General features: G+C 33.8%; 27 protein-coding genes. 13 read left to right on the plus strand and 14 right to left on the minus strand.

From position 1 onward, the window contains the following. Positions 1-264: 264 nt before the first annotated feature. Positions 265-735, minus strand: coding sequence for a penicillin acylase family protein (locus tag VFM92_RS11040; RefSeq protein ID WP_325122281.1), 471 nt, complete (start codon positions 733-735; stop codon positions 265-267). Positions 736-865: 130 nt separating this feature from the next. Here VFM92_RS11040 and VFM92_RS11045 point away from each other — a divergent pair, with 130 nt between their 5' ends. The 3 genes from VFM92_RS11045 (at position 866) to VFM92_RS11055 (ending at position 4,138) form a co-directional block, all read left to right on the plus strand. After that, positions 866-1,735, plus strand: coding sequence for a bestrophin family protein (locus VFM92_RS11045; RefSeq protein ID WP_325122282.1), 870 nt, complete (start codon positions 866-868; stop codon positions 1,733-1,735). Between the two features lie 119 nt (positions 1,736-1,854). After that, positions 1,855-3,339: an NAD(P)/FAD-dependent oxidoreductase gene (locus VFM92_RS11050; protein ID WP_325122283.1), complete on the plus strand. Its 1,485-nt coding sequence runs from the start codon at positions 1,855-1,857 to the stop codon at positions 3,337-3,339. Positions 3,340-3,394: 55 nt separating this feature from the next. Next, positions 3,395-4,138, plus strand: coding sequence for an MBL fold metallo-hydrolase (locus VFM92_RS11055; protein WP_325122284.1), 744 nt, complete (start codon positions 3,395-3,397; stop codon positions 4,136-4,138). 79 nt (positions 4,139-4,217) lie between these two features. Here the strand turns inward: VFM92_RS11055 and VFM92_RS11060 are convergent, their stop codons facing one another. The 3 genes from VFM92_RS11060 to VFM92_RS11070 all read right to left on the minus strand — a co-directional run bounded on the left by VFM92_RS11060 (position 4,218) and on the right by VFM92_RS11070 (position 7,971). Next, on the minus strand, positions 4,218-6,464 hold the full coding sequence (locus tag VFM92_RS11060) for a Tex family protein (RefSeq protein WP_325122285.1): 2,247 nt from the start codon (positions 6,462-6,464) through the stop codon (positions 4,218-4,220). A gap of 150 nt (positions 6,465-6,614) precedes the next feature. After that, positions 6,615-7,583 (minus strand): tryptophan--tRNA ligase, encoded by a 969-nt coding sequence (gene trpS / locus VFM92_RS11065; protein WP_325122286.1) that lies wholly within the window; start codon positions 7,581-7,583, stop codon positions 6,615-6,617. Position 7,584: 1 nt separating this feature from the next. Continuing rightward, the gene (locus tag VFM92_RS11070; protein ID WP_325122287.1) at positions 7,585-7,971 is read right to left on the minus strand and encodes a DoxX family protein; all 387 of its coding nucleotides are present in this window, start codon (positions 7,969-7,971) and stop codon (positions 7,585-7,587) included. Between the two features lie 134 nt (positions 7,972-8,105). Here VFM92_RS11070 and VFM92_RS11075 point away from each other — a divergent pair, with 134 nt between their 5' ends. Next, the gene (locus tag VFM92_RS11075; RefSeq protein WP_325122288.1) at positions 8,106-9,212 is read left to right on the plus strand and encodes a DUF1573 domain-containing protein; all 1,107 of its coding nucleotides are present in this window, start codon (positions 8,106-8,108) and stop codon (positions 9,210-9,212) included. A gap of 69 nt (positions 9,213-9,281) precedes the next feature. Here VFM92_RS11075 and VFM92_RS11080 read toward each other — a convergent pair whose 3' ends face one another. The 6 genes from VFM92_RS11080 to VFM92_RS11105 all read right to left on the minus strand — a co-directional run bounded on the left by VFM92_RS11080 (position 9,282) and on the right by VFM92_RS11105 (position 14,762). After that, entirely contained in the window at positions 9,282-11,741 is a 2,460-nt protein-coding gene (locus tag VFM92_RS11080) for a leucine-rich repeat domain-containing protein (protein WP_325122289.1), read from the minus strand. Then, the gene (locus VFM92_RS11085) at positions 11,728-12,558 is read right to left on the minus strand and encodes a hypothetical protein (protein WP_325122290.1); all 831 of its coding nucleotides are present in this window, start codon (positions 12,556-12,558) and stop codon (positions 11,728-11,730) included. Before VFM92_RS11085 ends, VFM92_RS11080 begins: the two co-directional genes overlap by 14 nt. Further along, positions 12,555-13,073, minus strand: a complete 519-nt coding sequence (locus VFM92_RS11090; RefSeq protein WP_414675573.1) for a hypothetical protein — start codon at positions 13,071-13,073, stop codon at positions 12,555-12,557. Before VFM92_RS11090 ends, VFM92_RS11085 begins: the two co-directional genes overlap by 4 nt. A 95-nt stretch (positions 13,074-13,168) precedes the next feature. After that, positions 13,169-13,672 (minus strand): nucleoid-structuring protein H-NS, encoded by a 504-nt coding sequence (locus VFM92_RS11095; protein WP_325122292.1) that lies wholly within the window; start codon positions 13,670-13,672, stop codon positions 13,169-13,171. Between the two features lie 575 nt (positions 13,673-14,247). After that, complete coding sequence (locus tag VFM92_RS11100) at positions 14,248-14,535, minus strand: type II toxin-antitoxin system RelE/ParE family toxin (protein ID WP_325122293.1); 288 nt, start codon at positions 14,533-14,535, stop codon at positions 14,248-14,250. Beyond that, positions 14,532-14,762, minus strand: coding sequence for an addiction module protein (locus VFM92_RS11105; RefSeq protein ID WP_325122294.1), 231 nt, complete (start codon positions 14,760-14,762; stop codon positions 14,532-14,534). The genes VFM92_RS11100 and VFM92_RS11105 overlap by 4 nt, the downstream gene beginning before the upstream one ends. A gap of 270 nt (positions 14,763-15,032) precedes the next feature. On the opposite strand from VFM92_RS11105, the gene VFM92_RS11110 reads away from it, so the two are divergent. The 6 genes from VFM92_RS11110 (at position 15,033) to VFM92_RS11135 (ending at position 20,430) form a co-directional block, all read left to right on the plus strand. After that, entirely contained in the window at positions 15,033-16,658 is a 1,626-nt protein-coding gene (locus VFM92_RS11110; RefSeq protein WP_325122295.1) for an ABC-F family ATP-binding cassette domain-containing protein, read from the plus strand. Between the two features lie 123 nt (positions 16,659-16,781). Beyond that, complete coding sequence (locus VFM92_RS11115) at positions 16,782-17,489, plus strand: hypothetical protein (protein ID WP_325122296.1); 708 nt, start codon at positions 16,782-16,784, stop codon at positions 17,487-17,489. Positions 17,490-17,622: 133 nt separating this feature from the next. Further along, positions 17,623-18,735 carry an MBL fold metallo-hydrolase gene (locus VFM92_RS11120; RefSeq protein ID WP_325122297.1) on the plus strand — a complete coding sequence of 371 codons (1,113 nt, stop codon included), beginning with the start codon at positions 17,623-17,625 and terminating at the stop codon, positions 18,733-18,735. A 101-nt stretch (positions 18,736-18,836) separates the two neighbouring features. Then, entirely contained in the window at positions 18,837-19,547 is a 711-nt protein-coding gene (locus tag VFM92_RS11125; RefSeq protein ID WP_325122298.1) for a pseudouridine synthase, read from the plus strand. Positions 19,548-19,595: 48 nt separating this feature from the next. Further along, on the plus strand, positions 19,596-19,946 hold the full coding sequence (locus VFM92_RS11130) for a translation initiation factor (RefSeq protein ID WP_325122299.1): 351 nt from the start codon (positions 19,596-19,598) through the stop codon (positions 19,944-19,946). Then, entirely contained in the window at positions 19,912-20,430 is a 519-nt protein-coding gene (locus tag VFM92_RS11135; RefSeq protein WP_325122300.1) for a DUF2062 domain-containing protein, read from the plus strand. Before VFM92_RS11130 ends, VFM92_RS11135 begins: the two co-directional genes overlap by 35 nt. 18 nt (positions 20,431-20,448) lie before the next feature. Here the strand turns inward: VFM92_RS11135 and VFM92_RS11140 are convergent, their stop codons facing one another. Further along, a complete protein-coding gene (locus VFM92_RS11140; RefSeq protein ID WP_325122301.1) occupies positions 20,449-21,588 on the minus strand; it encodes a retropepsin-like aspartic protease in 1,140 nt (379 codons plus the stop codon). 208 nt (positions 21,589-21,796) lie between these two features. Here VFM92_RS11140 and VFM92_RS11145 point away from each other — a divergent pair, with 208 nt between their 5' ends. Then, entirely contained in the window at positions 21,797-22,642 is an 846-nt protein-coding gene (locus VFM92_RS11145; protein ID WP_325122302.1) for a universal stress protein, read from the plus strand. A gap of 119 nt (positions 22,643-22,761) precedes the next feature. Here the strand turns inward: VFM92_RS11145 and VFM92_RS11150 are convergent, their stop codons facing one another. Then, entirely contained in the window at positions 22,762-23,115 is a 354-nt protein-coding gene (locus VFM92_RS11150; protein WP_325122303.1) for a hypothetical protein, read from the minus strand. Between the two features lie 200 nt (positions 23,116-23,315). On the opposite strand from VFM92_RS11150, the gene VFM92_RS11155 reads away from it, so the two are divergent. Together VFM92_RS11155 and msrB are read left to right on the plus strand one after the other, a co-directional pair. Next, the gene (locus tag VFM92_RS11155; protein ID WP_325122304.1) at positions 23,316-23,897 is read left to right on the plus strand and encodes a flavin reductase family protein; all 582 of its coding nucleotides are present in this window, start codon (positions 23,316-23,318) and stop codon (positions 23,895-23,897) included. 96 nt (positions 23,898-23,993) lie between these two features. Further along, the gene (gene msrB / locus VFM92_RS11160) at positions 23,994-24,506 is read left to right on the plus strand and encodes a peptide-methionine (R)-S-oxide reductase MsrB (protein ID WP_325122305.1); all 513 of its coding nucleotides are present in this window, start codon (positions 23,994-23,996) and stop codon (positions 24,504-24,506) included. Positions 24,507-24,508: 2 nt separating this feature from the next. Here msrB and VFM92_RS11165 read toward each other — a convergent pair whose 3' ends face one another. Both VFM92_RS11165 and VFM92_RS11170 read right to left on the minus strand, forming a co-directional pair. Beyond that, positions 24,509-25,066, minus strand: coding sequence for a 1-acyl-sn-glycerol-3-phosphate acyltransferase (locus tag VFM92_RS11165; protein WP_325122306.1), 558 nt, complete (start codon positions 25,064-25,066; stop codon positions 24,509-24,511). A 76-nt stretch (positions 25,067-25,142) separates the two neighbouring features. After that, positions 25,143-25,343 (minus strand): hypothetical protein, encoded by a 201-nt coding sequence (locus VFM92_RS11170; protein ID WP_325122307.1) that lies wholly within the window; start codon positions 25,341-25,343, stop codon positions 25,143-25,145. Positions 25,344-25,643 lie beyond the last annotated feature (300 nt).

A 25,643-nucleotide genomic window follows, 5' to 3' on the forward strand; every position in this document is an offset into this window, starting at 1 on the left:
CCTAAGACAATAGTTACTAGTTCAAAGCCTACAAACTAAATGTCTAATGATTGAAATTATGTAAGTTTAGCCAAATATTTCCTACATTTTTTATAATGTGCTATATCCTCACACTAACAACTCAAAAATAATCAAAATACTATTACCCCTACTTCAGATTAATTAACTTCAATGAATAGGCTTATCAACTTAATTAAAGATTTAAAGGGATTGAATTGAAAAATTCAGGCCTATGATATTTTCAATGTACTTTTTAATTTATTATTAAACTTTGTAAAAATTCTTTAACGACAAAACAAAAGCAGTCAGCATATCATCTGCTGTTACTGGAAATAACTTTCGGTGTAATACTTCCTCTTTATTTGCTTTTGCATAGGAATTTATGCCTTGAATATATCCATCCAATAAGGCTAAGAACTCAGGAGAAAGCTCGTCTTTCTTTTCTTTCACCACATCAGGAGCGCCAATAAATTGGGTGAAAAAGTCAATGCCTGCTCCTTCTTTACCGAATTGTCTTCCAGCCATGAGTTTTCCAGCCAGCAAAGTTGATTGAATAGTCTTGAAACCATCCTCAGAATGTGCCCAGGCTAAACCATAAGATACTTCCACGTCTTTTTCTGCGTAAATGTGGGCCACGCCCCACTTATCACGCACGATATCAATTTTCTCTGGGGAAATTTGGGCTGAAATAGTCGGAATGTTTGCAATGCAAATAAGGATTAGTATATACTTCATATACTTCATTTTCAATAATCAATAATGATGAACTTACTAAATATAAAATTATCTAGTAAAATTTAATCTGAATATAAAATCTTATAATATTGCAGATCTAAACTTTTCTTGCTGTCAACTTTATTTCACTATGATCAAATACAATCCTAAAAACTGGTTCGGACTAATTTTTCATTCTTACAGCAGACAGGTAGTGAAAAGCTTGCTTCCATTTTTACTATTAATGGGGATTTATACCGGAATAGTTACCTTCTTATTAGAAGATTATTTTCAAATTGAATTTACCAGCACAACAGTAGTCCATTCTTTACTTGGTATAGTTCTGGGATTATTTTTAGTTTTCAGAGTGAATTCTGCTTATGACAGATGGTATGAGGGACGTAAATTATGGGGCTTATTATTGAATAATTCAAGGAATTTAGCTTCTAAGCTTAATGCATTTATTTCTAAAAATGATAGACAAGAAAGAGTATTTTTTCAAGAATTAATTTCTGCTTTTGCGTTTGCGCTAAAAAATCATTTGAGAAAAGGGGTAGATGTCAGTCAATTAAAAATAAAAGATAAAGAAATTATTAAAGAACTGGAAACCAAAGATCACATCCCTAATGCCATTACATCTTTGCTATATCAGAAAATCAATTCTTTACTGACCGAAGGAAAATTAAATGCTCATCAGTTTTTTGTCTTAGATAAAGAAATGAAAGAGTTTTCAGACATACTCGGAGGATGTGAGCGCATTAAAAATACTCCCATTCCTTATTCTTACAGTATGTTTATCAAAAAATTCATTTTTACTTATAGCGTTACGCTTCCGTTAGCTTTCATCACCGAATTCCATTATTTCACTATTCCTATCGATATATTTGTATTTTTCATTTTAGTAAGTGTTGAACTTATAGCAGAAGAAATTGAGGAACCTTTTGGTGGGGATGTCAATGATTTACCAACCGATGAATTATCTCAGAAGATAGAGAAAAATGTAATAGAGCTTCTTTCTTAAATTGGTTAAACAAAATATTTATATAAAGTGAATAGAGATTTCTAAAGGTCAATCCACTCAGAAAAACACTATTTCTTCCCCATAAATTATTATATTGCTTCATTAATTAATAAGAGTTTATGGAGCATTACGATTTGGTAATTATCGGAGCAGGACCTTCAGGATACGCGGCAGCAATGCGTGCGATTGATTTAGAAAAGAAAACATTACTGATAGAAAAAAACACATTAGGTGGTGCTGGTATCTCCAATGGTGCATTATCTTCCAAAACACTTTGGGAGCTTTCTAGGGATATGTTGGCATTTCGGAAAAACCTTGACCGTTATCAATTAGAGAAGCCAAGAGCGGTTTGGAAAGAAATTCAATCAGAAGTTCAGAGTGCAGTAAGTGAAAGGATACATCTCCTTAGAAATCATCTTCAGGAATTGCAAACTAATGCAAAATACACTCCATATATAGACTATTTGGAAGGCAATGCTTCTATTATCAGTGAACATTTAGTCGAAGTTGAAACTGAAAAAGAACGGCTGGCGATTGAAGCTGATTACATTATTATTGCAACAGGCAGCAGGCCTCGTTATTTACCCAATATCTCTATAGACGAAAAGCATATCCTGACAAGCGATGGAATAGAGCACCTGGATGATTTCCCAGAAAGCATGGTGATAGTTGGTGCAGGAGTAATTGGATGTGAATATGCTACTATTTTCTCTGGTTTTGGACAGACAAAAGTGTATTTAATTGATAAGGGAGATAGTATTCTGCCTTTTGAAGACCCAGATGTAGTAGCGGTCATTGAAAAGAATTTGGAGGCTCAGGGCGTTCATATCCACCGAAATTCTTCCTTATCCCATATGGAAAGAAAAGATGGAAAGGTTGTTTATCAATTGGACTTTTCTGATGGTCATCAAGAAATATTCGAAGTTGAAAAAGCGCTCGTGTCCGTGGGAAGAATACCTAATTACGAAAATGTTTGGAAAGAAGCAGTTCCTGTCAAAATGGGACAGCGTGGTGTTGAAGACAATGACACCAAAACGTCCGTTAAAAATATATACGCAGTAGGTGATATAACTGCTGATATAAGTTTGGTCAATGTAGGAGAATTAGAAGGTCGATATGCGGTGGAGAAAATTTTTGATGTACCCAGCAAAAAACTGATTTACGAAAACATCAGCACTATTATGTTTCTAAATCCCGAGGTAGCTGGAGTTGGCTTAAATGAGAAAACCGCCCAATCTAATGGATTAAATTATAAGGTAGTCACCACAGACTATTCCACTATTGCCAGGGCAGTTGCCATGCGAAATACTCAAGGATTCATCAAATTACTGGTCACCGATGATGAGGAAATGCGAATTTTAGGAATGAGAGTGGTGGGCGAACAAGCATCTACTGCCATTCAAGCAGTGGCTTTGCTTATCAGTATGGGTAAGGGAATTGAAGAATTAGCAGAATGCGTACACCCTCACCCGAGCATTACAGAAGGTATTCAGGAAAGTGTAAGAGCTCTTTTAGGGAAATCGATCCTAAAATCAGGCTTATTGAAAGAAAAAGTGAATTGCTATTGTTATAATTGCGAAAAGCAAGAACGAATCATGATTTAAATATGATGAGCGGTTCAACAATAAGTCAATATTGATGTTTACAAAAGAAAAAATTATGAAAAATTTATTAATTATTGTTTTCACTCTTTTGAGTAGTAGTTTATTGGCTCAAGAAGTCATCAGTACTACTAAAGGTAATATTACAATCCATCCGATAGTTCACGGCACTTTGGCCATTGAATATGATGGCATGACAATTTATGTAGATCCTTATGGCGGAGCAGAAGGATTTGAAGGCTTAAATGATGCCGATTTAATCCTCATCACTGATATTCACGGTGACCATTTAAATAAAGAAACTTTAGAAGCTCTAAATACTTCCAAATCTCACTTTATTGTACCTCAAGCTGTTGCAGACCAATTAGGAGGAATAGACAATGCGAAAATTGAAACGTTGGATAATGACAAAAGTACCACATTTAAGGGCATTGAAATTACCGCCTTACCGATGTATAACTTACCCGAAAACGAAGAATCCAGACATCCAAAAGGTAGAGGAAATGGTTATTTATTAAATATTGCTGATAAAGTCATTTACATTTCAGGTGATACGGAAGACATTCCAGAAATGAGAGCGCTGCAAAATATTGACATTGCTTTTGTTTGTATGAACATTCCTTACACTATGACGATTAATCAGGCTTCTGATGCAGTATTAGCCTTCAAACCAACTATCGTTTATCCTTTTCATTTTAGAGGTCAAGGAGGTTTAGCAGATGTGGAAAAATTCAAGTCTATAGTAAATGCTAAAAATGAAAATATTGAGGTACGAATAAGAAACTGGTATCCAAAAAACTAATAACGGATTGATATATATGAAAAAGCCACTTTATAAAAATTAATAGAGTGGCTTTTTAGTGCTATATGTAATTAAGCTTTTAGCTAAACTTTCCTTTCAAAGCAGCTAACTTGGCTTGTAGGTCTCCCTCTACAGCTTTTTCATCCTCTTTTTTCTTGAATTTACCTTTTGGTTTTTCCTCTTTAGCTTGTTGCTTAAATGGATCTTTCTTTAACGAAAATGAAATCCGTTTTCTGGCTTCATCAACTTCCAAAACCGTAACATCCACTTTCTGAGCAACATTCACTACATCAGCAGGATTGCTTACAAATTTATCTGCTATATGGCTTACATGCACCAAACCATCCTGATGAACGCCCACATCCACGAAAGCACCAAAATTGGTGATGTTGGTAACGATTCCAGGTAATTTCATTCCGACTTTCAAATCGCTGATTTCATTTACTCCTTCTGTAAAGGAGAAAGCTTCAAATTGCTCACGCGGATCCCGTCCTGGCTTAGCCAATTCCTGCATAATGTCCTGTAAAGTGGGCAAACCTACCGATTCCGTCACATATTTTTTCATATCTAACTTGTCGCGTAATTCTTTACTACTCATCAAATCATTAATCGAAGCCTGAACATCTTTTGCCATCTGGTTCACCAAAGCAAATCGCTCTGGATGAACTGAACTACTATCTAGCGGATTTTTAGCATCGCTTATTCTTAAGAAACCAGCTGCTTGTTCAAATGCTTTATCTCCTAAACGAGGCACTTTCTTCAATTCTTCTTTACTTTTAAAAGCTCCGTTTTCATTTCTGTAATTCACAATGTTTTCAGCAATGGATGGTCCTAGCCCTGAAACGTACGTTAATAATTGCTTACTTGCAGTATTGAGCTCAACCCCAACATTATTCACACAACTGACTACCGTGTCATCCAGACCTGCTTTTAATAAATTTTGATCCACATCATGCTGATATTGCCCTACTCCTATTGACTTAGCATCTATTTTAACCAGTTCCGCTAATGGATCCATCAATCTTCTTCCGATAGAAACAGCTCCCCTTACTGTTAAATCATATTCCTTAAATTCTTCTCGAGCTACTTCGGAAGCTGAATATACGGAGGCGCCACTTTCATTGACCATTACAATCATCACTGATTTAGGCAACCCAATGGAGTTCATGAATTTCTCTGTTTCTCTGCCAGCAGTACCGTTTCCAACTGCGATGGCTTCTACATTATATTTTTCCACCAATTGCAAAATTAAAGCTGCCGCTTTGGTGGTCTGAAGTTGAGGCTCATTAGGATAAATTGCTTCATTGAACAATAATTTACCTTGTTTATCTAAGCAAACTAATTTACATCCTGTTCTAAAACCCGGGTCAACCGCCATTACATTTTTCTGACCCATTGGAGCTGCTAATAACAGTTGTCGTAAGTTGTCTGAAAATACCTTAATGGCTTCTTCATCCGCTTTTTTCTTAGTGAAAATACGGATTTCTGTCTCCATGCTTGGCTTCAATAATCTTTTGTAGGCATCACCTAATGCTATTTTGACTTGCTGAGCAGCTTCGTTATCAGCTTTTACAAAATGCTTTTCCATGATGAAAATAGCATCTTCTTCCTCTGGGCTGATATCCAGCATCAATACCATTTCCTTCTCTCCTCTTCTCATGGCCAAAATCCGGTGAGATGGAGCTGTCTTTACATTTTCTTCCCACTCGAAATAATCTTTATATTTCTGCCCTTCGTTCTCCTTACCGCTTAAAACTTTCGATCTGAATTTTCCTTTTTCCAGAAATAGCTCCCGAATATCTGCCCTCAACTCTGCATTTTCATTGGTCCATTCGGCTATAATATCTCTAGCTCCGTGAAGAGCAGATTCAACATCTGCAACCTCTTTTTCCTCATCTATATACTTTGCCGCTTCGCCTTCTAAATCAAAATTACCTTGCTCAAAAATTAATTTAGCCAATGGTTCCAAACCTTTTTCTCTGGCTATGGTCGCTTTCGTTCTTCTTTTAGGCTTATAAGGAAGATAAATATCTTCCAATTTAGCCATCGTTTCAGCTGCATTAATTTCTTTTTCCAGCTCAGGCGTCAATTTCTCTTGCTCCTTAATAGATTTCAGAATAGCGTCTCTTCTTTTATCCAAATCGCGTAATTGCTGCAGACGGTCTCGTACATCAGCCACAGCCACTTCATCTAAACTGCCTGTCATTTCCTTTCGATATCGAGAAATAAAAGGGACAGTAGCTCCCCCATCCAATAATTCTACTACTGCTTTTACCTGTTTCGGACGAACGTTCAATTCGCCTGCTATTTTAATGATATGATCCATATTTTAGATTTAAGATTCTAGAACCTAGATTCTAGACTTTGGATTTATGATTTTAGGAAGAGTTTAATTAAAATCTTCCTTTTACGTACATAGGTTATTATGAAAAGCAAAACTCATCTTGGCTCTAGAATCTAGACTCTAGTTTCTCCTTTAATATCCCAACACTTTCCTAACTCTGCTAAGCGTCTTATTCGCTATCTCAGCTGCTTTTTCTTCTCCTTTTTCTAGTTTTTTATGGAGCTCGTCTATGTTTTCCATATAATGATTGTAGAGCTCTCTTTCTTTGGAGTATTTTGCTACTAATAGTTCGTAAAGTGCTTGTTTGGCATGACCATAGCCATAATTTCCTCCTTCATAATTTTTTCGCATTTCTGCAACTTGCTCTTCTGAAGCCAGTAATTTATAAATATTGAAAACATTGCAAATATCAGGATCTTTAGGCTCTTCCATTGGCGTGCTATCCGTAATGATTTGCATGACATTTTTTCTGAGTTTCTTATCAGTTTGAAAAATATCAATAGTGTTGCCATAGGATTTACTCATTTTTTGGCCGTCAGTACCTGGAATCGTCATGATCTGCTCATCAATTCTAGCTTCTGGCAATACAAAAACATCTCCATATCTGTGATTAAAAGCACTCGCAATATCACGTGTCATTTCCAAATGCTGTTTTTGGTCTTTCCCAACGGGCACGATATCCGCATCGTATAAAATAATATCACAGGCCATCAAAACCGGATAGGTAAATAAACCTGCATTTACGTCCGCTAAGCGATCTGATTTATCTTTAAAGGAATGTGCATTAGCAAGCATCGGAAATGGCGTATAACAGCTCATATACCAATTTAACTCCGTTACCTGCGGCACCATAGACTGCCTGTAAAACAAATTTTTATCAGTATCAAAGCCAAAAGCTAACCATGCCGCTGCCACGGCATTTACGTTTTCCTTTCTAACGTCAGCATCCTTAATTGTCGTTAAAGAATGTAAATCTGCTATAAAAAAGAAGCTTTCATTTTTAGGGTCTTGAGATAATTTTATAGCAGGAATAATTGCTCCTAATAAATTACCTAAATGCGGCTTTCCTGAACTTTGAATACCCGTTAAAATTCTTGACATTTTATATATTTTTCTTTCTAATTATCTTATCTAAACTGAAATTACCACCACCATTTAGGGCAGTTACTGCAAAAATCGCAGCATAAAGCAAACCTAACTCCTGTTTTCCAAATGGATCACCCGCATGAACGACTAAGGCCGCTATTAGCATCGTAAAAAGAATAGGAACACTAGCCAAGCGAGTATAAAGTCCTAAAGCTACTAAAATTGAGCAAATAAATTCCGCGAAAACGGTAGCAAAAAGACTTACTTCTTCGCCCAGCCCAATAGGGTCAGCAAAGCTAAAATCTCCACTCAATAATTTCTTAAACTTAGGATATCCATGCGTAAGCATCATTAGACCACCAGCCAAGCGCAAAATCAGTAAACTAAAATTTTTAAAAGGCATTTTATTTCAATAAAGTTAAAATTATAAAAACTTAAAAATGACAACTCATATTACTACAGGTAAAATTGAGGTCAATTAAAGATTCAAAAGTTGAAGAATTGTGTATCTTCGTTTTTAAATTAAAAATCGAATTTATGAAGAATATCCATTTGCTTAAAAGCGCCCTAGCAATTGTTTTTCTATTTTTTTTCCACATTTCAGTATTTGCACAAAATAATACTGCGAAAATCACATTCTTAGAAGATTCCTTCGATTTTGAAATCATAAATGAGGCAGATGGAATGGCAAAACATGTTTTCAAATTTGTAAATTCAGGAACTGATTCGATAAAATTAACATCTGTAAGGGCTTCTTGCGGTTGCACCACACCATTTTGGGAACAAGGAGCTTTGTTACCAGGTGATACAGGTAAAATTGAGGTAGCCTATAATCCTTTAAACAGACCCGGGAAATTTTCTAAAACGGTTACAGTGAGAACTACAGGTGAGCCCGAAACAAAAATCTTAAGAATTTCAGGATATGTTGAACCTAAACCAAAAACAATCGAAGATAAGTTTAATACTGAGTTAGGCGGAATCAGACTCAAAAGTAAATTTATTAATTTCGGAAATATTACCACCGAAAAACCAGTTAGTCAAACTATTGAAGTATATAACCAATCAGAGGATACAATCACAATTTTAGACAGATTTGTATCTGCTGATTTTATAAAAGTCAGCAAACTTCCTTTACTGATTCTTCCAAAAACATCGGCTGAAATTGAAATTAATTACTTACCTAAAATAAAGGATGATTTGGGATTTATGAATGATCCCTTAACTATTTTTACGGATGAAGTTGAAAATAGCAGTAAGACGCTAAATGTAATTGCAACGATCAACGAGTATTTTCCTCCTATGACCGAACAAGAACTGGCCAATGCTCCTCATATTGAATTTGAGAATTTAGAGTACGATTTTGGGCACATAGTAGAAGGTCAAAAACTTAGCCACACTTTTAAATTCACCAATACAGGGAAAGAAACATTAATTATTAGGAAAACAAAAACAACCTGCGGATGTACAGTATCTGAATTAAAGAAAATGAATTTTGAACCCAATGAATCTGGAGAAATAAAGGTATCTTTTGACTCTATAGGAAGACGAGGAACTCAAATTAAGAGAGTTACCTTATTTAGCAACGACCCTACAGCTCCTACTCGAGATTTAATTATTAAAGCTTATGTAAAAGAAGATAACTAACGAATTGAATTCGATAGTATTTTGAAGGTATTCCTTAGTAATTTGAAACTGTCATTATAATGTTTAAAATTAGTAAAATCTGACCTCACAGTCAGGATGCTGTTCTTTAAATTTATTAATACTAAAATCAAAAATCCTGGTATTATAACAAATAAATAGTTCAAGATTAGTTAATAAATCTAGTTTCCCAATCCATCGAACAGCGGTACTAGAGATATCTAAGTATTTTAAGCCAATTAAGGTGCTAATTCCTTTTAAACTCTTTATTTGAGTACCAGCCACACTTAAATATTCCAAACTTTGCATTTCTTTTAGTGGTTTTAAGTCATCAACTGCTGTGTAATCTAAGGTTAATTTGCCCAATTGAAACAGCTTATTTAATGGCTCTATATCCGAAACAGGACATTCTTTTATGCTCAATATTTTCAAATCACTTAAGGTAGAAATGCTTTCTAAATTTTCAATAGCTACTCTTTCTAAATACAATTCTTCCAAAGAAATAAATTGATTTAAAGGAACCAAATTTTCAATTGGTTCGTCCATTATAACAATTGAATTCATGGCAGTTAAATCGTGTAATTCTTTCTCTGTGGGTCTACTGCTTAAAGGAAATTGTATTTTAAAAATTGCCTGCCAATTATCATCTAGTCCATTCCACCAACTTTTCATACCCTCATTATCATAAATAACAGTACAGTCTATCACTTTTTGTGCTAGAAACTTTTTTACAGCCTCTTTTTGAATTCCTGTATTATTAACATCCACCTCCTTAAGATTATTCAATTTACTTAACTGAATAAACTGCTCTTCAGTAAGTTGATTTTCAGCCAAGTTTAGTCTTGTTAATTTCTTCAATCGCATGATAGACTTGACAGAATTTAAACCAATACTTTCAGCTTCTAATATGCTCAAGGCATTTAAACCTGTAATGGGGCCTAAAGTATTAACTTGATTATTGGATATGGATAAATAGCGCAACCTGGAAAACTTAACCAATGGATTTAAATCGGTAAGCCCTTTGTCATTCAGATTAAGGCTATCTCGTAACAATAATTTAGTTAATTGTTCTTTTTCAGGATTTTCATAAACCTGACCAACAAAATAAGACGAAAGCGCATTTTTCCATTCATCATTAAGATTACTCCACCATTCTGACAATTCCTCGGAATTAACAATTAATAGCTTATTAGGATTGGCATCTATAAAATCATTGATTTCTTGCTCGCTTATGAAAGTATTGTCAGCATAAATCTTCTCTAAATTATTAAGGTTTTCTAAGGGCTCTAAGCTTTCAACTTGAGTATTGCTAATATTTATGGACCTTAAATTTTGATAATTCCTCAATGGCGATAGGTCAGATATAAAGGCAAAAGAAAAGTCCAGCTTTTTTAATGTTTTAGGACTCATTGTGGCAGTCAATTTTGACAAATTACTTCTGGAAAGATTAAGTTCTTCCAATACCTCCATGTTAGAAAACACCATAGGTTGATTGAAAAATGTCTCGCTCAAATCAAGTTTAACAAGTTTTGAGAAATTGGATAAAACTTCAAAATCTCTTATATCAGCACCATTTAATTTTAATTCTCTAAGTGCCTTTAGATTTTCTAAATCATTAATTTTTTGAATAGGTGTAAATGAAATATCCAAATGTTGCATCTTTTCGGCATAGCGTAAGAAGCTTAAATCCTCTATAGAAGTATGGGAAATATCGAGATGTTTTAATTCTGTAAGACTGCTCAAAGGCGCTATATCTTCAATTTTAGTATGACTTAAATTGATGTACTTTAAATCTACTAAAAAGCTTAAAGGTGCAAGATTTACAATAAATTTATTACTAGCTAAATTCAGTGAATCAATGGAGGCAATTTTATAAAGTTGACCCATTTCAACACTATCATCCTCCAGTTTAAATTCATTTCGAAATATAGTCTTCCAGCCTAATGAAAGATTATTCCACCATTCAGTAATTGCCTCATCCCTACTCACTTTTGTAGTGTAAATACTCGCTATCTGCAGTTCTTCAGAGTCCTTATCTAAATTTATTTCCACAAAACGGGTTTTGGTGTTAAGAATAGATTCACCTTCAATCCCAGTAGCTTTTAAAGTTCTGATTAACTCAACTTTGAAAGACAATTCGCCATTATCTCTCAAAAATGGTTTTGTTGATTTTATATCGAAATCAAATTGAGCATTCTGGAAAAAGAAATCAACATCCTTCAGATAAGCAGTTACATCTTTATTTATGAGCACATTACGATTTTCTGTCAAATCATCCTCAATTTGAACTTTACTATCTCTAAAAATTTTCAAATAACTTTCACGAATAATAACATCCTTATCTCTGTGGCTTGCATCCTTACTACCCAAAATATTAAGCAAATATTCTAAAAAACGAACTTGGTCCTCTGCTTTAGACTGGTATGATTCCACTTCCTGCTTTTCAAAGCCTTTTATATTCTGAGCGGAAACTTTGAAAGTTAGACTAAAAAGCAAACTGAAAAGAATTAAAAGAAAATTATTTTGCTTCATAAATGAATGCTTTGAGTTGTGGGATGTCTTCTTTTTGAACTGGTGTGAGGTCGGAAATCAACCAGCCACTATTGTAACCTTTTCGGTTATATTCTGAAATTTGAAAATACCATCCTTCACATTGAAAGAAATGAAACTTAGTTCCTGTAACAGATTTAAATTGAATTTGCTGAGAAGCCATTTCATAAAGAAAAATTGATAATGGATCTGCTTTAAAATCATCTCCAGTGAAATCCACAGCATTTTCTTTATTCAAGGATTTATGAAGATTCATGAAGTCTAATTCATGACTCATAGGATGTAGGAATGCTTTTTCCTCGCTTTCATTCTTCTCAAAATATTGTTGATAATGAGCAGAAGATACTTGGTCTATAACCCATTCGTAGCCCTTTCCTTCTTCCTGTATTTTAAAAAATAACAGAACATTTTCTTCTTTCCCATTTCTAGTAAAAATTGCATTTACTTCTGCAAACCAACCTTCTTCATGGAAATCAAGAAATTGTGGATTTTGCTTTGCAGTTACATCATTAATGAATGATTTTTTTTGCTCTGTTGGGATACTTTGATTAACTCTATCAAAAAGAAGGGTAATGTAATTTTTCCTCAAAGAAGTTTCTCGAAAGTTTTTATCACCTTCATAAAATCGAACTCCTTTTTGGTCTTCCTCACCATTAAATCGTCTGAAAAACTGGTTCACTTGCTTAGTGGAAGCATATAATTCAGACTCATCACGAGTACTCCCATCTTCCTGCACAATTTGTGCAGGAAGAATGAAAGGTATACATATCAATAAATTAAAAAGGAGGATTCTTATCATGAAGAAGTTTCTGTTACCCGAATATCACCTAACATCACATCCCAAAATTCGATTGTTCTACCTGAGATTTGAGTTTTCTTTTTCTCTACATAAATAGTGATATCTTTCTTAGTAGTGTCTTTATAATTTAATCCATCGTCAGAAGTTCCTTCAAAACGCTGATAAACCGTTACAACTCCTACATATTTACCATCAGGTTGCTTTTCTAAATCACTGATATAATGAATATCATACCATGAAATTTTTACTTTATCATAATTAAGTGCCATTAAGCGCTCAAAGTACTTTCTTACTTTGTAATACTCCACTTCATCAGTAGTAAGTGAAGAAACACCCATTTCACTATCAGGAGCAAATAATTCTTCCGCTCTGTCCATAACTCTGGTGGCTTCAGAAAAAGCTGTTTCCTTATCACCAATTATACTTATATACTTACTTAAGTCACGTACTTTTTCAAGTGCTAAAGAATCAATTGCTTGTTTTCTTTGAGGCGAAACATCATCTGTCTGCGCCATAACCCCTAAAGAAAAAGTCAGTAGAAGGGCTGTAATACCTATATATTTAATATTTAATAATTTCATCTGTCTATTTTTTAAGTGATATCTATCAATTATTTACGAATCAATTGGAGTTCTGTAATTCTACCTCTATCATTGGTTTTCACCATATAAATATCATTTAGATTTTTACCTTGGTCTTTCAAATAATTCATGTAATCCAAAATATTGGTAGGCTCGTCATAATCTTTTGTGCCGTCACTCAGTTCACTTATTATAATTAAAACAGGAACATCAGGAGACGCAAACATAGCTTTTGCTTCATTAATATTGCTGTTAGCTTTAGCAGTATTACCAGATGAATTTGCTATAGTATTGAAATAAGTATCAAGCCTATTTGCTATTTCTTCCTCTGACATTTTTGTATCCTTTGCAGACTCAGAATCCCCTGTTGATTCCATATCAACTGTTGTATCATCAGGTCTTTCCTGTTGCTCGGTATTATCTGCATCTTTGGACGCATCGGCCATTTTCTTACTACTCTTACAAGCAAATAAGCCTGCACTTAAAATCAAACATAAGGCTGTTAGCCTTAAAATAGATTGCAATTTGTTCATTTCATACAATGGTTTAGTACATCACTAGTAACGTAAATTTAACAAAAAGTTATATTTATCGAATGAAATAAAAGTTGTATCGAGGAGAATGTATGGTTGGTGTTGTGCGCTTTCAATTTCTGAATTAACCTTAATTATCTATCTGAGGCTTTTGGTTAAGAATTTTGGGTATTAAGTCTTAAGTAATTGGTTTTAGTTTCTTTTTTTGTAAAAAAATCCATGGAATTTAGTGTATTTCAGTGGATTTTTTTTGAAGGTCTAATTTTGATTATTTCAATTTGCTACTTGGTAGATTCAACGCAGTAAGTTAGAATAGTATTTTTATTTCTTGGCCCAAGATGTACATGCCTTTATTTTTTTTAAACTTTTAGCATCTCTGAATATTCACTCTATAATTCAAAGAAATTAAAGGCTTAAATAAACAAAAGTACGAATTCTCTTTTCTCCATAGTAAGTTTCAATGTACCTGATGATATCTGAAAACCCCGTCTCAGCTCTTCTGGTCCAAATTAAATATTAACACATCTCATGCAGTGTTTTTTTTCATCTGCTCTAACTTTTGGGGGAACGAACTATTACAGCCATTTTTCTGGGTCTTCCCGAGTTCCCAAAACTGCTAGCACTATTATCTTTTGCTCATCTAACCGAAAATGGATAGCATAGGGGAAATGCTTTAATAACACTAAGCGAATATTTCTGTAGCGTACTTGGTAATTAAGTGGATATTGAGTTACTAATCGCAGCTTTTGTTCAACTTCATTTAAAAAACGAACACCTAGGCTTTCTTGTTTTTCCTCATACCATTGAGCAGATTTTAATATATCAAGCTCTGCATCAGGCTTAACAATTAAGTAGTATTTCATAATTGCTTTCGAATGCGTTCTCTAGCATCTTCCCAACTTGAACCTGCAGAAGGGTCAGTTTCATGCGCTGCTATTCTTTCATCTAATATTTTTTTATACGCTGCACTCACTTCATAAGCATCCTCTTGCATATCTGCCTCGACCATGCCATACATTAAATTGATAAAGCGTTCGTCTGCTTTGTTTATATAATCATGTAACAATTCTCTAATTTGAGCGGTACTCATAAGTATCGTGTTTAATTTTATTTTGTAAATATAACGATTTCATTCTTATTTCAGTTTCTTCCATATTCAGCAATATTTATCTAAGGTTTCCTTTATTTTTTTAAACTAACACGCGGAGTGTTGATTGTAACGCAAAATCTGTTTACATAACATTACAACACCTCTCAATACCCTATCCATATCTCCCACATTTTTTGTAAATATCTCTCACCTAAAGTTTACCACTCTCAATGAATATCTGTAGCTTTGCACTTTGATTGAAAAAATGCTATGATTAATACCAGTAATTTAACCCTCCAATTTGGAAAAAGAGTCTTATTTGATGAAGTTAACATCAAGTTCACGCAAGGAAACTGCTATGGCGTAATTGGTGCCAATGGAGCTGGAAAATCCACTTTCCTTAAAATCCTTTCAGGAGAAATCAACCCGACTAAAGGAAATGTTAGCCTAGATGCAGGTAAAAGAATGGCTGTTCTGAAACAGAACCACAATGAGTTCAACGAGCACTCTGTATTGAACACTGTAATGATGGGTCACGACAAATTGTGGAATAACATCAAAGCCAAAGAAGAATTATACAGTAAACCAGATTTTTCTGAAGCAGACGGTATCAAAGTATCTGAATTGGAAGAAGAATTTGCTGAAATGGATGGTTGGAATGCCGAATCTGATGCTGCAGCCCTTTTGAGCGGTTTAGGTATAGAAGAGGAACATCACTACAAATTATTGAAAGATATTGATGGTAACTATAGAGTTCGAGTCCTACTGGCGCAAGCTTTATTTGGCAATCCTGACGTTTTGATTCTGGATGAGCCTACCAACGATTTGGATATTTACACCATCGCTTGGTTAGAAGATTTCCTTCTCGAATTCAAAAATACTGTAATTGTTGTTTCTCACGATAGACACTTTTTAGACACGGTTTGTACGCATATAGTTGATATCGATTTCAGTGAAATCAGCATGTATTCCGGTAACTATTCGTTCTGGTATGAATCAAGTCAATTGGCTTTAAGCCAAAAATCATCTGCCAACAAAAAAGCAGAAGAAAAAAAGAAAGAATTACAAGAGTTTATTGCCCGATTCAGTGCAAATGCATCTAAATCAAAGCAAGCCACCAGTAGAAGAAAATTATTGGATAAAATCAATGTGGAAGACATCAAGCCTTCTACCCGTAGATATCCTGCCATTATCTTTAATCAAAACAGAGAAGCAGGTGACCAAATTTTACAAATTGAAAAGCTTAATAAAGCCGTAGAAGGCAAACCCTTGATCAAAGATTTGGATTTATTTGTGAATAAAGGCGATAAAATATCCGTTTTAAGCAGAAATAGTTTGGCAACTACTGCCCTATTTGAAATCCTGAACGGTCACATGAAACCAGATTCAGGTAGCTTCAAATTCGGTCAGACCATAACCACTTCCTATTTACCTAACCATAATGATGAGTTTTTCCATGGTAAAGAAAATTTAATTGACTGGTTAAGAAATTACTCTACTGAGAAAGATGAGGTTTATATCCGTGGATTTTTAGGAAAAATGCTCTTTACTGGAGAGGAAACTTTCAAATCCGTGAATGTATTATCAGGAGGCGAAAAAGTAAGATGTATGGTGTCAAAAATGATGTTAACTGGTGGTAACCTTTTGATGTTGGATGAACCCACCAACCACTTGGACTTGGAATCGATTCAAGCTTTTAACAATGGATTGAAAGATTTCCCCGGAACTGTGATTTTCACATCTCATGATCATGAGTTCACTAATACTGTCGCTAACCGAATTTTGGAGCTTACGCCAAATGGTACAATCGACAGTTTGAAAACCTATGATCAATATATGGATGATGATAGAATACAAGCACAAAGAGCTGAGCTTTATGGTAAGGTGACGGCTTAAATAAATTTTTCTACTTATTATTAAGTTAGTTTTGATATTTTAAAATAACTAAGCTTATTTTAGATATTCTATTTAATCATTTGAAAGACGTAAATACCTATTTTAAAATCCAAGATTGAAATAATGAAAAAGAAATTCTTACAAATAATTTCCGCACCCTTATTCCTTTTTATTCTTACAGGCTGTTTTAACAATGAGCCTTTATGGCCCAAAACTTTAGATTATGCTGTAACTTATACAGTTATAGAAGATTCTAACCACACTGGTTTTAAATATGAAATCAACGGAACCGAGGGAGGAATAGATTATTCTTTTGGTGATGTAAATGGAGAACAATTTGGTTTTCCATATAACAATAAAAAAAATCATTATTTTAGTGGAAATGATGAAATTAATTTCGAATTCAAGGCAATATCACCTATTGATGTCACTCTAACTATTGCAGGTCAGGAGTATAGTTATTCTGTATTACCTGAAGATGGTATAAAGACTTTTACTGTAGAGACCGATTATGTGGGTTCTGGTTCAATTGAAGTAAATGTAGAACGTACACCCGTTGATGAATCTCAATTTTTGATGAAAGTAGAGTTCCCTGGAGGAAGCCGAGAACACGATTTGGGATTTCACTTCAGCAAAGGGGGTAATATTCTACAAAGTTTTAGTGCAACTGCATCCAAAAAAGATACGATCGTGCTTTCAGTTATATCACCTTACAGCTTTGAGATAGGGTTCATAACTAATGATGGTCAGGTCGTAATTAGCGATTCTGTTGTTTCAAAAGATTACATAGCTAAAGGAACCCTAAAATTAATTCCAGGTGTTCATTTTTAGATTAGTAAGTTTTTTTTGTAATCCTAAAACATTAAAAATTATTGTTGTTCAGTAGAATATTTTACTATTTAGATATTGATCAAAAATTAATGAATTTCATAACATAAAATTCATAACTCAGTTTAAGGGAATAATGAAACTGTTTATTAAAATCTTAAAAGGCTTGCTCATTGTAGTAGCCTTTTTCATTTTAGGCTACTATATGGTAAAATATTTTGTTCCTTCTGTCGGAAAAGCTCCTAATAAAGAGGAAATGGCTGCATCTCCTTATTATAAAAAAGGCAAGTTTGTAAACTCTATTCAAACTACAAGTGCGGAATTTACTCAAGTACCGCGTATTCTAAGAAATTATTTCAAAAGAGATGTAGAAACAAAACCTACTGGAGATTATGTTTTTACAGAAAACAACAAACAAGAAAACGATAGCATTTTACAAGTCAATTGGCTAGGACATGCCGCAGTTCTATTTTATAAAAACGGAAAATATGTTTTAGCAGACCCCATGTTGGGCGAGCGTGCATCACCCTTTAACTTTATGGGGCCAGAAAGATTCAGCGCCTCTCCTATTTTGGCTGAAGATCTTCCAGAATTGGAAGCAATTGTGATTTCCCATGATCATTATGATCATTTAGATTATGAAACCATTAAAAAAATCACAGCTAAAACGAAATACTTTTTTGTTCCAACAGGGGTAAAAGCAAGCTTGGAATATTGGGGAGTTCCTGCTGAGAAGATAAAAGAATTTAGCTGGTGGGATTCTCATTCTGAAAATGGGATTACCATTACTACAACGCCAGCTCGTCATTTTAGCGGAAGATTATTAAGTCAAAACAATACTTTTTGGGCTTCTTGGGTGATAGAAATGGATGGAGATAACATTTATTTTGGAGGAGACACAGGAATTTTTGAGGGCTTTAGGGAAATAGATGAAAAACTAGGTCCATTTGAATTAGCCTTAATGCCAATTGGTGCATATAATGAAGCCTGGCATGATATCCACATGGATCCGATAGAAGCAATTGATGCCTTTCAGCAAATGAGAGCAAAAAAATTCTTCCCAATTCATTGGGGAACATTTGATTTGGCATTGCACAGCTGGTATGAACCAATTCTAGACCTTGAAAATGCCGCTATAGAAAAAGACATCCCGTTATTGAGTATTCCACAAGGCAAATGGTTCAGATTAGGTGATGAAAGTGAAAATGGATGGTGGAAGCAGTATTCGGAGGAAATGGGTAGTGAGTAGTGGGTATTCAGTATTGAGTAGCGAGATTAGAGTACAAAGCATAGTAATTTAAAAAATCTCCAGTAATTTAAAATTTAGAAAAGCTTTTATAGAAAATTCGAATGAGCTTCACCCCCTTAGAAATTATTTATCAGGACGAATACTTAGTAGCTATTAATAAGCCACACGGCCTATTGGTGCATCGTACTAAAATTGCGACTGAGAAAGATGTATTTGCTTTACAGCTATTGCGAGACCAATTGGGACAGCGAGTATATCCTGTCCACAGGATAGACCGCAAAACTTCTGGAGTTCTGTTATTTGCATTGGATGAAGAAAACAATTCAAAAACTACTGCACTTTTCAGAGACCAGCAGCTTGAAAAAACTTATTTAGCCATTGTAAGAGGTTTCACTGATTCCGAAGGCACCATTGATTATGCTTTAAAGAAGGAAAATGGCCAGCTACAAGAATCAGTCACGCATTATAAAACATTAGCACAAACCGAAATCCCAGTTCCTTTGGGGAAATTTAATACATCACGCTATTCTTTACTAGAAGTAAAACCAGAGACGGGAAGAATGCACCAGATCAGAAAACATTTAGCCCATATCGACCACCCAATTATTGCCGATCGCCCCCATGGCTGCAATAAACAGAATAAATTATTTAAGGAAAATTGGCAAATGGATAGCATGTTATTACACGCTAAAGAGCTTCAATTTAAACATCCAGTTAGGGAGGAAAACTTGAATATTAAAGCGAATATTTCAACAGAATTTGAAAGGACCTTAAGCTTTCTTAATTTTGAAACTACTATAAACCTTTCCTAAATTCTAAACATTAGGTAAGGTCAATGTATTATTTGTAAAGATTTGGTGATGAGTAAGAAAAACAAAAAGAGTAGAGAAGGCATTGTTTATTCTACATCTGATGATTTTGAGTATGAATATGAGGGTCAGGAGGAACAGGAAACGCTACCTCCTTCTGAGCAAAACTTAAAAGTACAGTTGGATAAAAAAGCCAGAGCAGGTAAGAAAGTGAGTCTTATTAGCGGATTTGTTGGAACCGAAAATGATTTAAAAGACTTAGGGAAACAGCTGAAGTCGAAATGTGGAGTCGGTGGAAGTGTAAAAGATGGGGAAATTCTAATTCAGGGAGATTTCCGAGATAAAATTTTGGAAGTATTACTAAAGGATGGCTATAAAAAAGTTAAAAAAGTGGGCGGGTAGAAAACTTCGCTTCTACAAAGATAAATTCATATTTAAACTAAAGCGATATACCATTGCGGTGCTCACTTCTGATAAATCTGATGTATCTATTGCTTTAAGTTACTCTTTTGGAACTTTAATTGCTCTATTACCAACCCCAGGGTTTAGTACTGCTATCGGAATTGGCTTTATTGCAGTATTCAAACAGCTCAATAAAATGGCCGTCATGCTTTCTATGCTGGTTTGGAATGCATTTACAATTATTCCAATCTATTGGCTAAGTTATAAAATTGGTAGTCAAATCTCGAATAACTTACCAGATGTAGAGGTCCAAAATGAAACACTTCGCCAAATTCTATTATTCTTTAAGCAATTTGCCTTAGGTAATTTGGCTCTAACAATCCCTATTTCAGTTGGAAGCTATTTTTTAGCTTTGGTATTATTACGACTAGCAAGAAGAAAGAGAATAAGAAGTACAGGGATAAGAAATCAAGCCATTGTTTAATCAACTATTAAAGTCTAACTATTTAAAAAATATTTTCTTCTCTAGACTTATATAATTTTTCATATTAGTAACTTTAATTCTTATTGCAGAGTCTTTCACCTCCAAATAGTCTTTTTCAATGAAATTACAGATACTCTCCACAGTAGCATTTTTAAAACTAAAATCATCAATTTCCATAATTATATCTCCTACTCTGATTCCTGCTTCATAAGCCTGCAAATTTTTATAGACTTCGGTAACAATAAGGTCTTGACCTGACTTTCCAAAATCGAAGCCATATATAGACAAAGACGATTTGTTATGATTGATTTTCTTGAGATACACATACTGATTAATCCAATCAATTGTAAATATGTAGTCTTTCAAAAAGCCTAATCCAACTACTCCCTCTTTTAAACCATTTCGTACTTCAATTACACCCTGCCAACTTTCATTTTTAAAAGAATTAAATTTTATTTCTTTGGGCAAATAGTAAACTGTATCAATTAAAACTCCAAATACACCACCAAATCTGGCAAAAGCTGTTAATGATTTTTCTAAAGATAAGAAATCTATATTTGTTTTGGGAAAAGAGAAGTTAGACTCTGACCCTGTATCTATTATCAGTTTCTCTCTATGTCCATCAAGATTTACCTCAATTATAGGAGATTGACTAGGATTCTTATCAAATGGAATCTTAAGATTGTCATAATCGATATCTAGTTTTTCAATATCATTTGAAATTCTTATAATCTGACTTTCTATATTAACTTGCCAGATTAAATCCTTCATTACGGAAGCTCCAAATACCCCGGAGATATTTATGCATGAATTTTTAACTGGGTCACTTAAATTCATAACTATTGCACCTTGGTCTTTGAAAGAAGTATCAAAGCATTTTATCTCAGATAGTTTCACATATTTTAAAGACTCTACTCTCTCATTTGCATCTCTTACTTTTATTTTTGCTATATTCTCATATTCAAGTTCATTTAACAATTCACTATCGATGACTAAGGAAGCGCCTGTATCAAAAAGAAAATTGTAGGTTCTTCCTTGAATAACAACTGGAATAACTATTCGATTATTTACAATCTCAAATGGAATTTCATAAGTAGATGAAGAAACAATTGTATAAGATGCATCCTTTACTTTCGTTATCTTAAAGTACTGAAACATTCCACAACCGTTAAGGATTAAAAAAAATGGAAGTAAAATTAATTTTATTATTCTAAGCATTAGATTATTTATTCATGACAAATGTCAGGAATATAGCAAATTTACATCAATGTATTTCAAGTTCAATATTTCTAATTTTAATAGAAAGATTGAAGGATAGTGAAATAGCAAATAATCTATTTTTTCAAACTTTTTAAATTTAGAAGCCATGATAAAGCACATATTAGTTCCAACCGATTTTTCTGAATGCGCCATGAACGCATTGAATTATGCTACAAAATTTGCAAAACATATCAATCCGCAAGCAAAAATCACTATTCTGAATGCATACTCGGTTCCTCTAGGTTCAGGTGATTTCAATATTTCTTATGATGTAGGTGAAAGTGAAGAGGAGATTAAAAAATTTATTGACTCAGAATTTTTAAAAATTGAAGATTCCACACCCATTTTGAAGGAATTTAGATATCAAACGATAAAAATGGAGGATTACGTAAAAGATGCCGTTGAGGATTTCTGCGCTAAGAATGCCGTGGATTTAATTATTATGGGAACAAAGGGTGCAAGTGGAGTAGATGAAGTAATACTTGGAACTAATGCACATCGAGTAATTAAGGCGGAAGTACCTCATGTTTTGGTAATTCCACAACATGCAAAATATGAAGACATTAAAAACATTGCTCTCTCGAATGACTACAAGGGCATTATTGCAGAAAAAATAAATCTAGTCAAGGAAATCAGACAAGCTTATTCATCTCAAATACATTTACTTCATGTAAGCGAGGAGCCTATGCTCGATAAAGAGAAAGCAGAAGAAGCGAAAAATTTAGAGCTGCATTTGAAAGGACTGCCTCATCAATATCATTTTATGATTAATAAAAATTTAGAAGACGGAATTGATGAGTTTACAAATAAAAATAAAATTGATTTGCTAGTGGTATTACCAAGAAAGAAAGGGCTTTTCCAAAGCTTATTTAGCAAAAGCGAAAGTAAGCCGTTAATTTTTCATACTAAAGTGCCTCTATTAGCAATTTCTAACACCATTAAAGACAGGTAATTAAAGCTATTAATAGACTGCTAAAGCTTCTGTCTGGAGAAAAAATCCAGTCAGAAGCTATAGTATTGGTATTCATTTGCTTGTGTCAGACAAGTGGTATATTGTTACTAAGTTCAAATTCACTTCAATTTGAAGCCATTTTCAAGCAAAATATTTTGATAAGTTGAGGTAGAAATGACCTCTATTATTCTACCCGAAGTGCAGGAACATGCATAGCAAACTTCCTCTACCCCTCCATCCAGAATTTCCAGTTCATAAAATATAATATCAAGATTAGTTAAATACTCAGAAACTTGAATCTTAAGTGCCTCATCAGTTGAAACATCAGTTTGTTCCCACGGGTCAGCACAAAACGTTTCTGCATAGTAGAACTTCATGCTATCCTCTTGTATTGCTTCAGAATCATCACAAGCCATAATTGCCAAAAAAATGAATGCGGTACTAAAAACAATTTTGAGGTCAGTTGATTTCATAGCTATTTGATTCAAATACTTGTAATTCTAATTGATATTACCACGTATTAAGACACAAAAAGTGGTAATTAGGTTGCAGAAAAACTACGTGATGAATAAAATCAGGCGAAAATTATATCCACATGATAATGCATTTATAATTTCAATTTCAGTAAACAAAATCATGATCAAAAAGTCTTAATAAAAATCAATTTCAAGAAATGAAACATATTAATTCTGACTCGATTGATAAAATGGAAAGTCGTTTTAGGGCAAACCTTTTTAATACCATTTCAGGTTTTAAAAGTGCAAATTTGATCGGTAGTTCTGATAATAATGGAAAAACCAACTTAGCAGTATTTAACTCTGTGGTCCATATTGGAGCTAATCCACCTTTTTTAGGATTTATTTTAAGACCTACTACAGTAGCAAGACATACCTATGAAAACATAAAAGCAAATGGATTTTACACTTTCAATCACATTCACGAAAGTTTTATAGAAAAAGCACATCAAACATCTGCTAAGTATGAAAAAAACGTATCTGAATTTGAGGCGTGTGATTTTGGAATCGAATATTTGAATAATTTCAGTGCTCCTTTTGTGAAAGAATCAAAAATCAAATTAGGCTTAAAGCTAGAAGAAGAACATTTAATAAAAACAAATGGTACGCTTTTAGTAGTGGGCAAAGTAATTGATGCCTATTTAGATGAAAATTTAATTTCGACAGACGGTTCGGTCGATTTAACCAAAGCGGGAACTGTAACAGTTTCAGGTTTGTATGAATATTCAAAAAACATCTAAACTAGAAAAATTTGACTATGCCAAACCATAGGTAGAAAAGTATAAACCTTTATGGTTTGAAAACAGTATATGTAGCAATAAGTAAAAAAATACCATATGAAATATTTTGAATCATTTATATCAATAGGATTAATCGCATTATTTTTAAGCTTAAGCTTTCAATCTTGTGCACAAAAAAGTAAAAGCTCAGAAAAAAGTTCAGGTTTAAAAAATCATACTTTTGAGGTTCAAAAAACAGAAGCTGAGTGGAAAGAAATTTTAGGACCAACCGAATACAAAGTATTACGAGAAGCCGGAACCGAACGTGCTTTTACAGGAAAGTATAATGATTTTAAAAAGGAAGGAATATACCTTTGTAATGGATGTAAAACAAAATTATTCAGTTCGGAGACAAAATATGAAAGTGGAACTGGCTGGCCTAGCTTTTATAAGCCTTTAAATGATGAAAACGTTTTAGAAATTGAAGACCGCTCATTAGGAATGGTTAGAACTGAAGTGGTTTGCGGAAGTTGTGGTGGTCATTTGGGTCATGTTTTTAATGATGGTCCAAAACCAACTGGATTAAGATATTGCTTAAATTCAGCAGCATTAGATTTCAAGGAAAAATAAAACTATAAGACACCTTTTTCAGGATATTTTCCTTTAATTGGTCGGTAAAAGTCTTTAATTTTTTCAATATTATCGTCCATATTTCCTATAGCATCAAAAGCAGGCCCAACGCCTGCTATTTTATTTTTATAGTCTAAATATCCACATAATATTGGAACCTTAGCGCCCTCCGCTACTCGGTAGAATCCGGTTTTCCACTCCGGCTGATAGCTACGAGTACCCTCAGGTGTTACCAAAATAATGAGCTCATCTCTTTTATTAAATAATTGAACCATAGCCTCTGTCATGGATTGCTTTTTCCCTAGCTTAGGAGTCCTGTCAATTCCGATAGCACCAAGACTATTCAAAATCCATTTCAGGGGACCTTTTAACAACTCTATCTTAACGGTAAAGCGCACAGGTATTTTTAGAACAAAGAATGTAGCTCTAGTCCAAACAAAATCCCAATTTGAGGTATGGGGAGCAGCTATCATTACTGCTTTTTTAATGTTTTGAGGAATTTTAGCGGATACCTTCCAACCACCTAACCAAAGAATAAATTTTGATAAATAATACGCCATACATTGTAATTAATTGGAAATCCAGTAATTACAAATATAATAAGCGTAACCAATTAATGACCGAACTTGGAAAAAATTAATTCGTAAAGCTCGCTTTAGAATTATTTCTTTTTGTGTTATAAATATCTGCATCAGTCAGATCTATGGACTTATAGAACTCCTCTTGCGTGTTATTTGCAGCATATTTCTCTTTTTGTTGTTTGGAGTAATTATCACTAATTATCAAACTAAAAGCCACACCAGAAAGTAAAAAAAATGTAGTAAAAAATCTTCTCATATTAATAGTATTAGTGTCTTAAGGTTAGTGACACCAAATAATATAAAAAGGTTGTTGGATAATTTGAGGATATTTTCAACTATTTGAAAAGTTCAAAATCGGTCATTTTAGTATTTCTACAAAAACTAATTAAATAATAATTAAACCACGTTTTTTCTAAATAGTCAGCCCTTAAAAACCCCATAATATATCCCTTTTAATGGTAAAAAATTTTGATAACAGATGAAACAGCTTTGATACATCTTTTGTAAATAGAGCCAAAGAGATGATTTCCATATGTTCATCATCCTTTTGAAGTTA

The sequence above is a fragment of the Marivirga sp. genome (assembly GCF_035704835.1).
Taxonomy (GTDB): Bacteria; Bacteroidota; Bacteroidia; order Cytophagales; family Cyclobacteriaceae; genus Marivirga.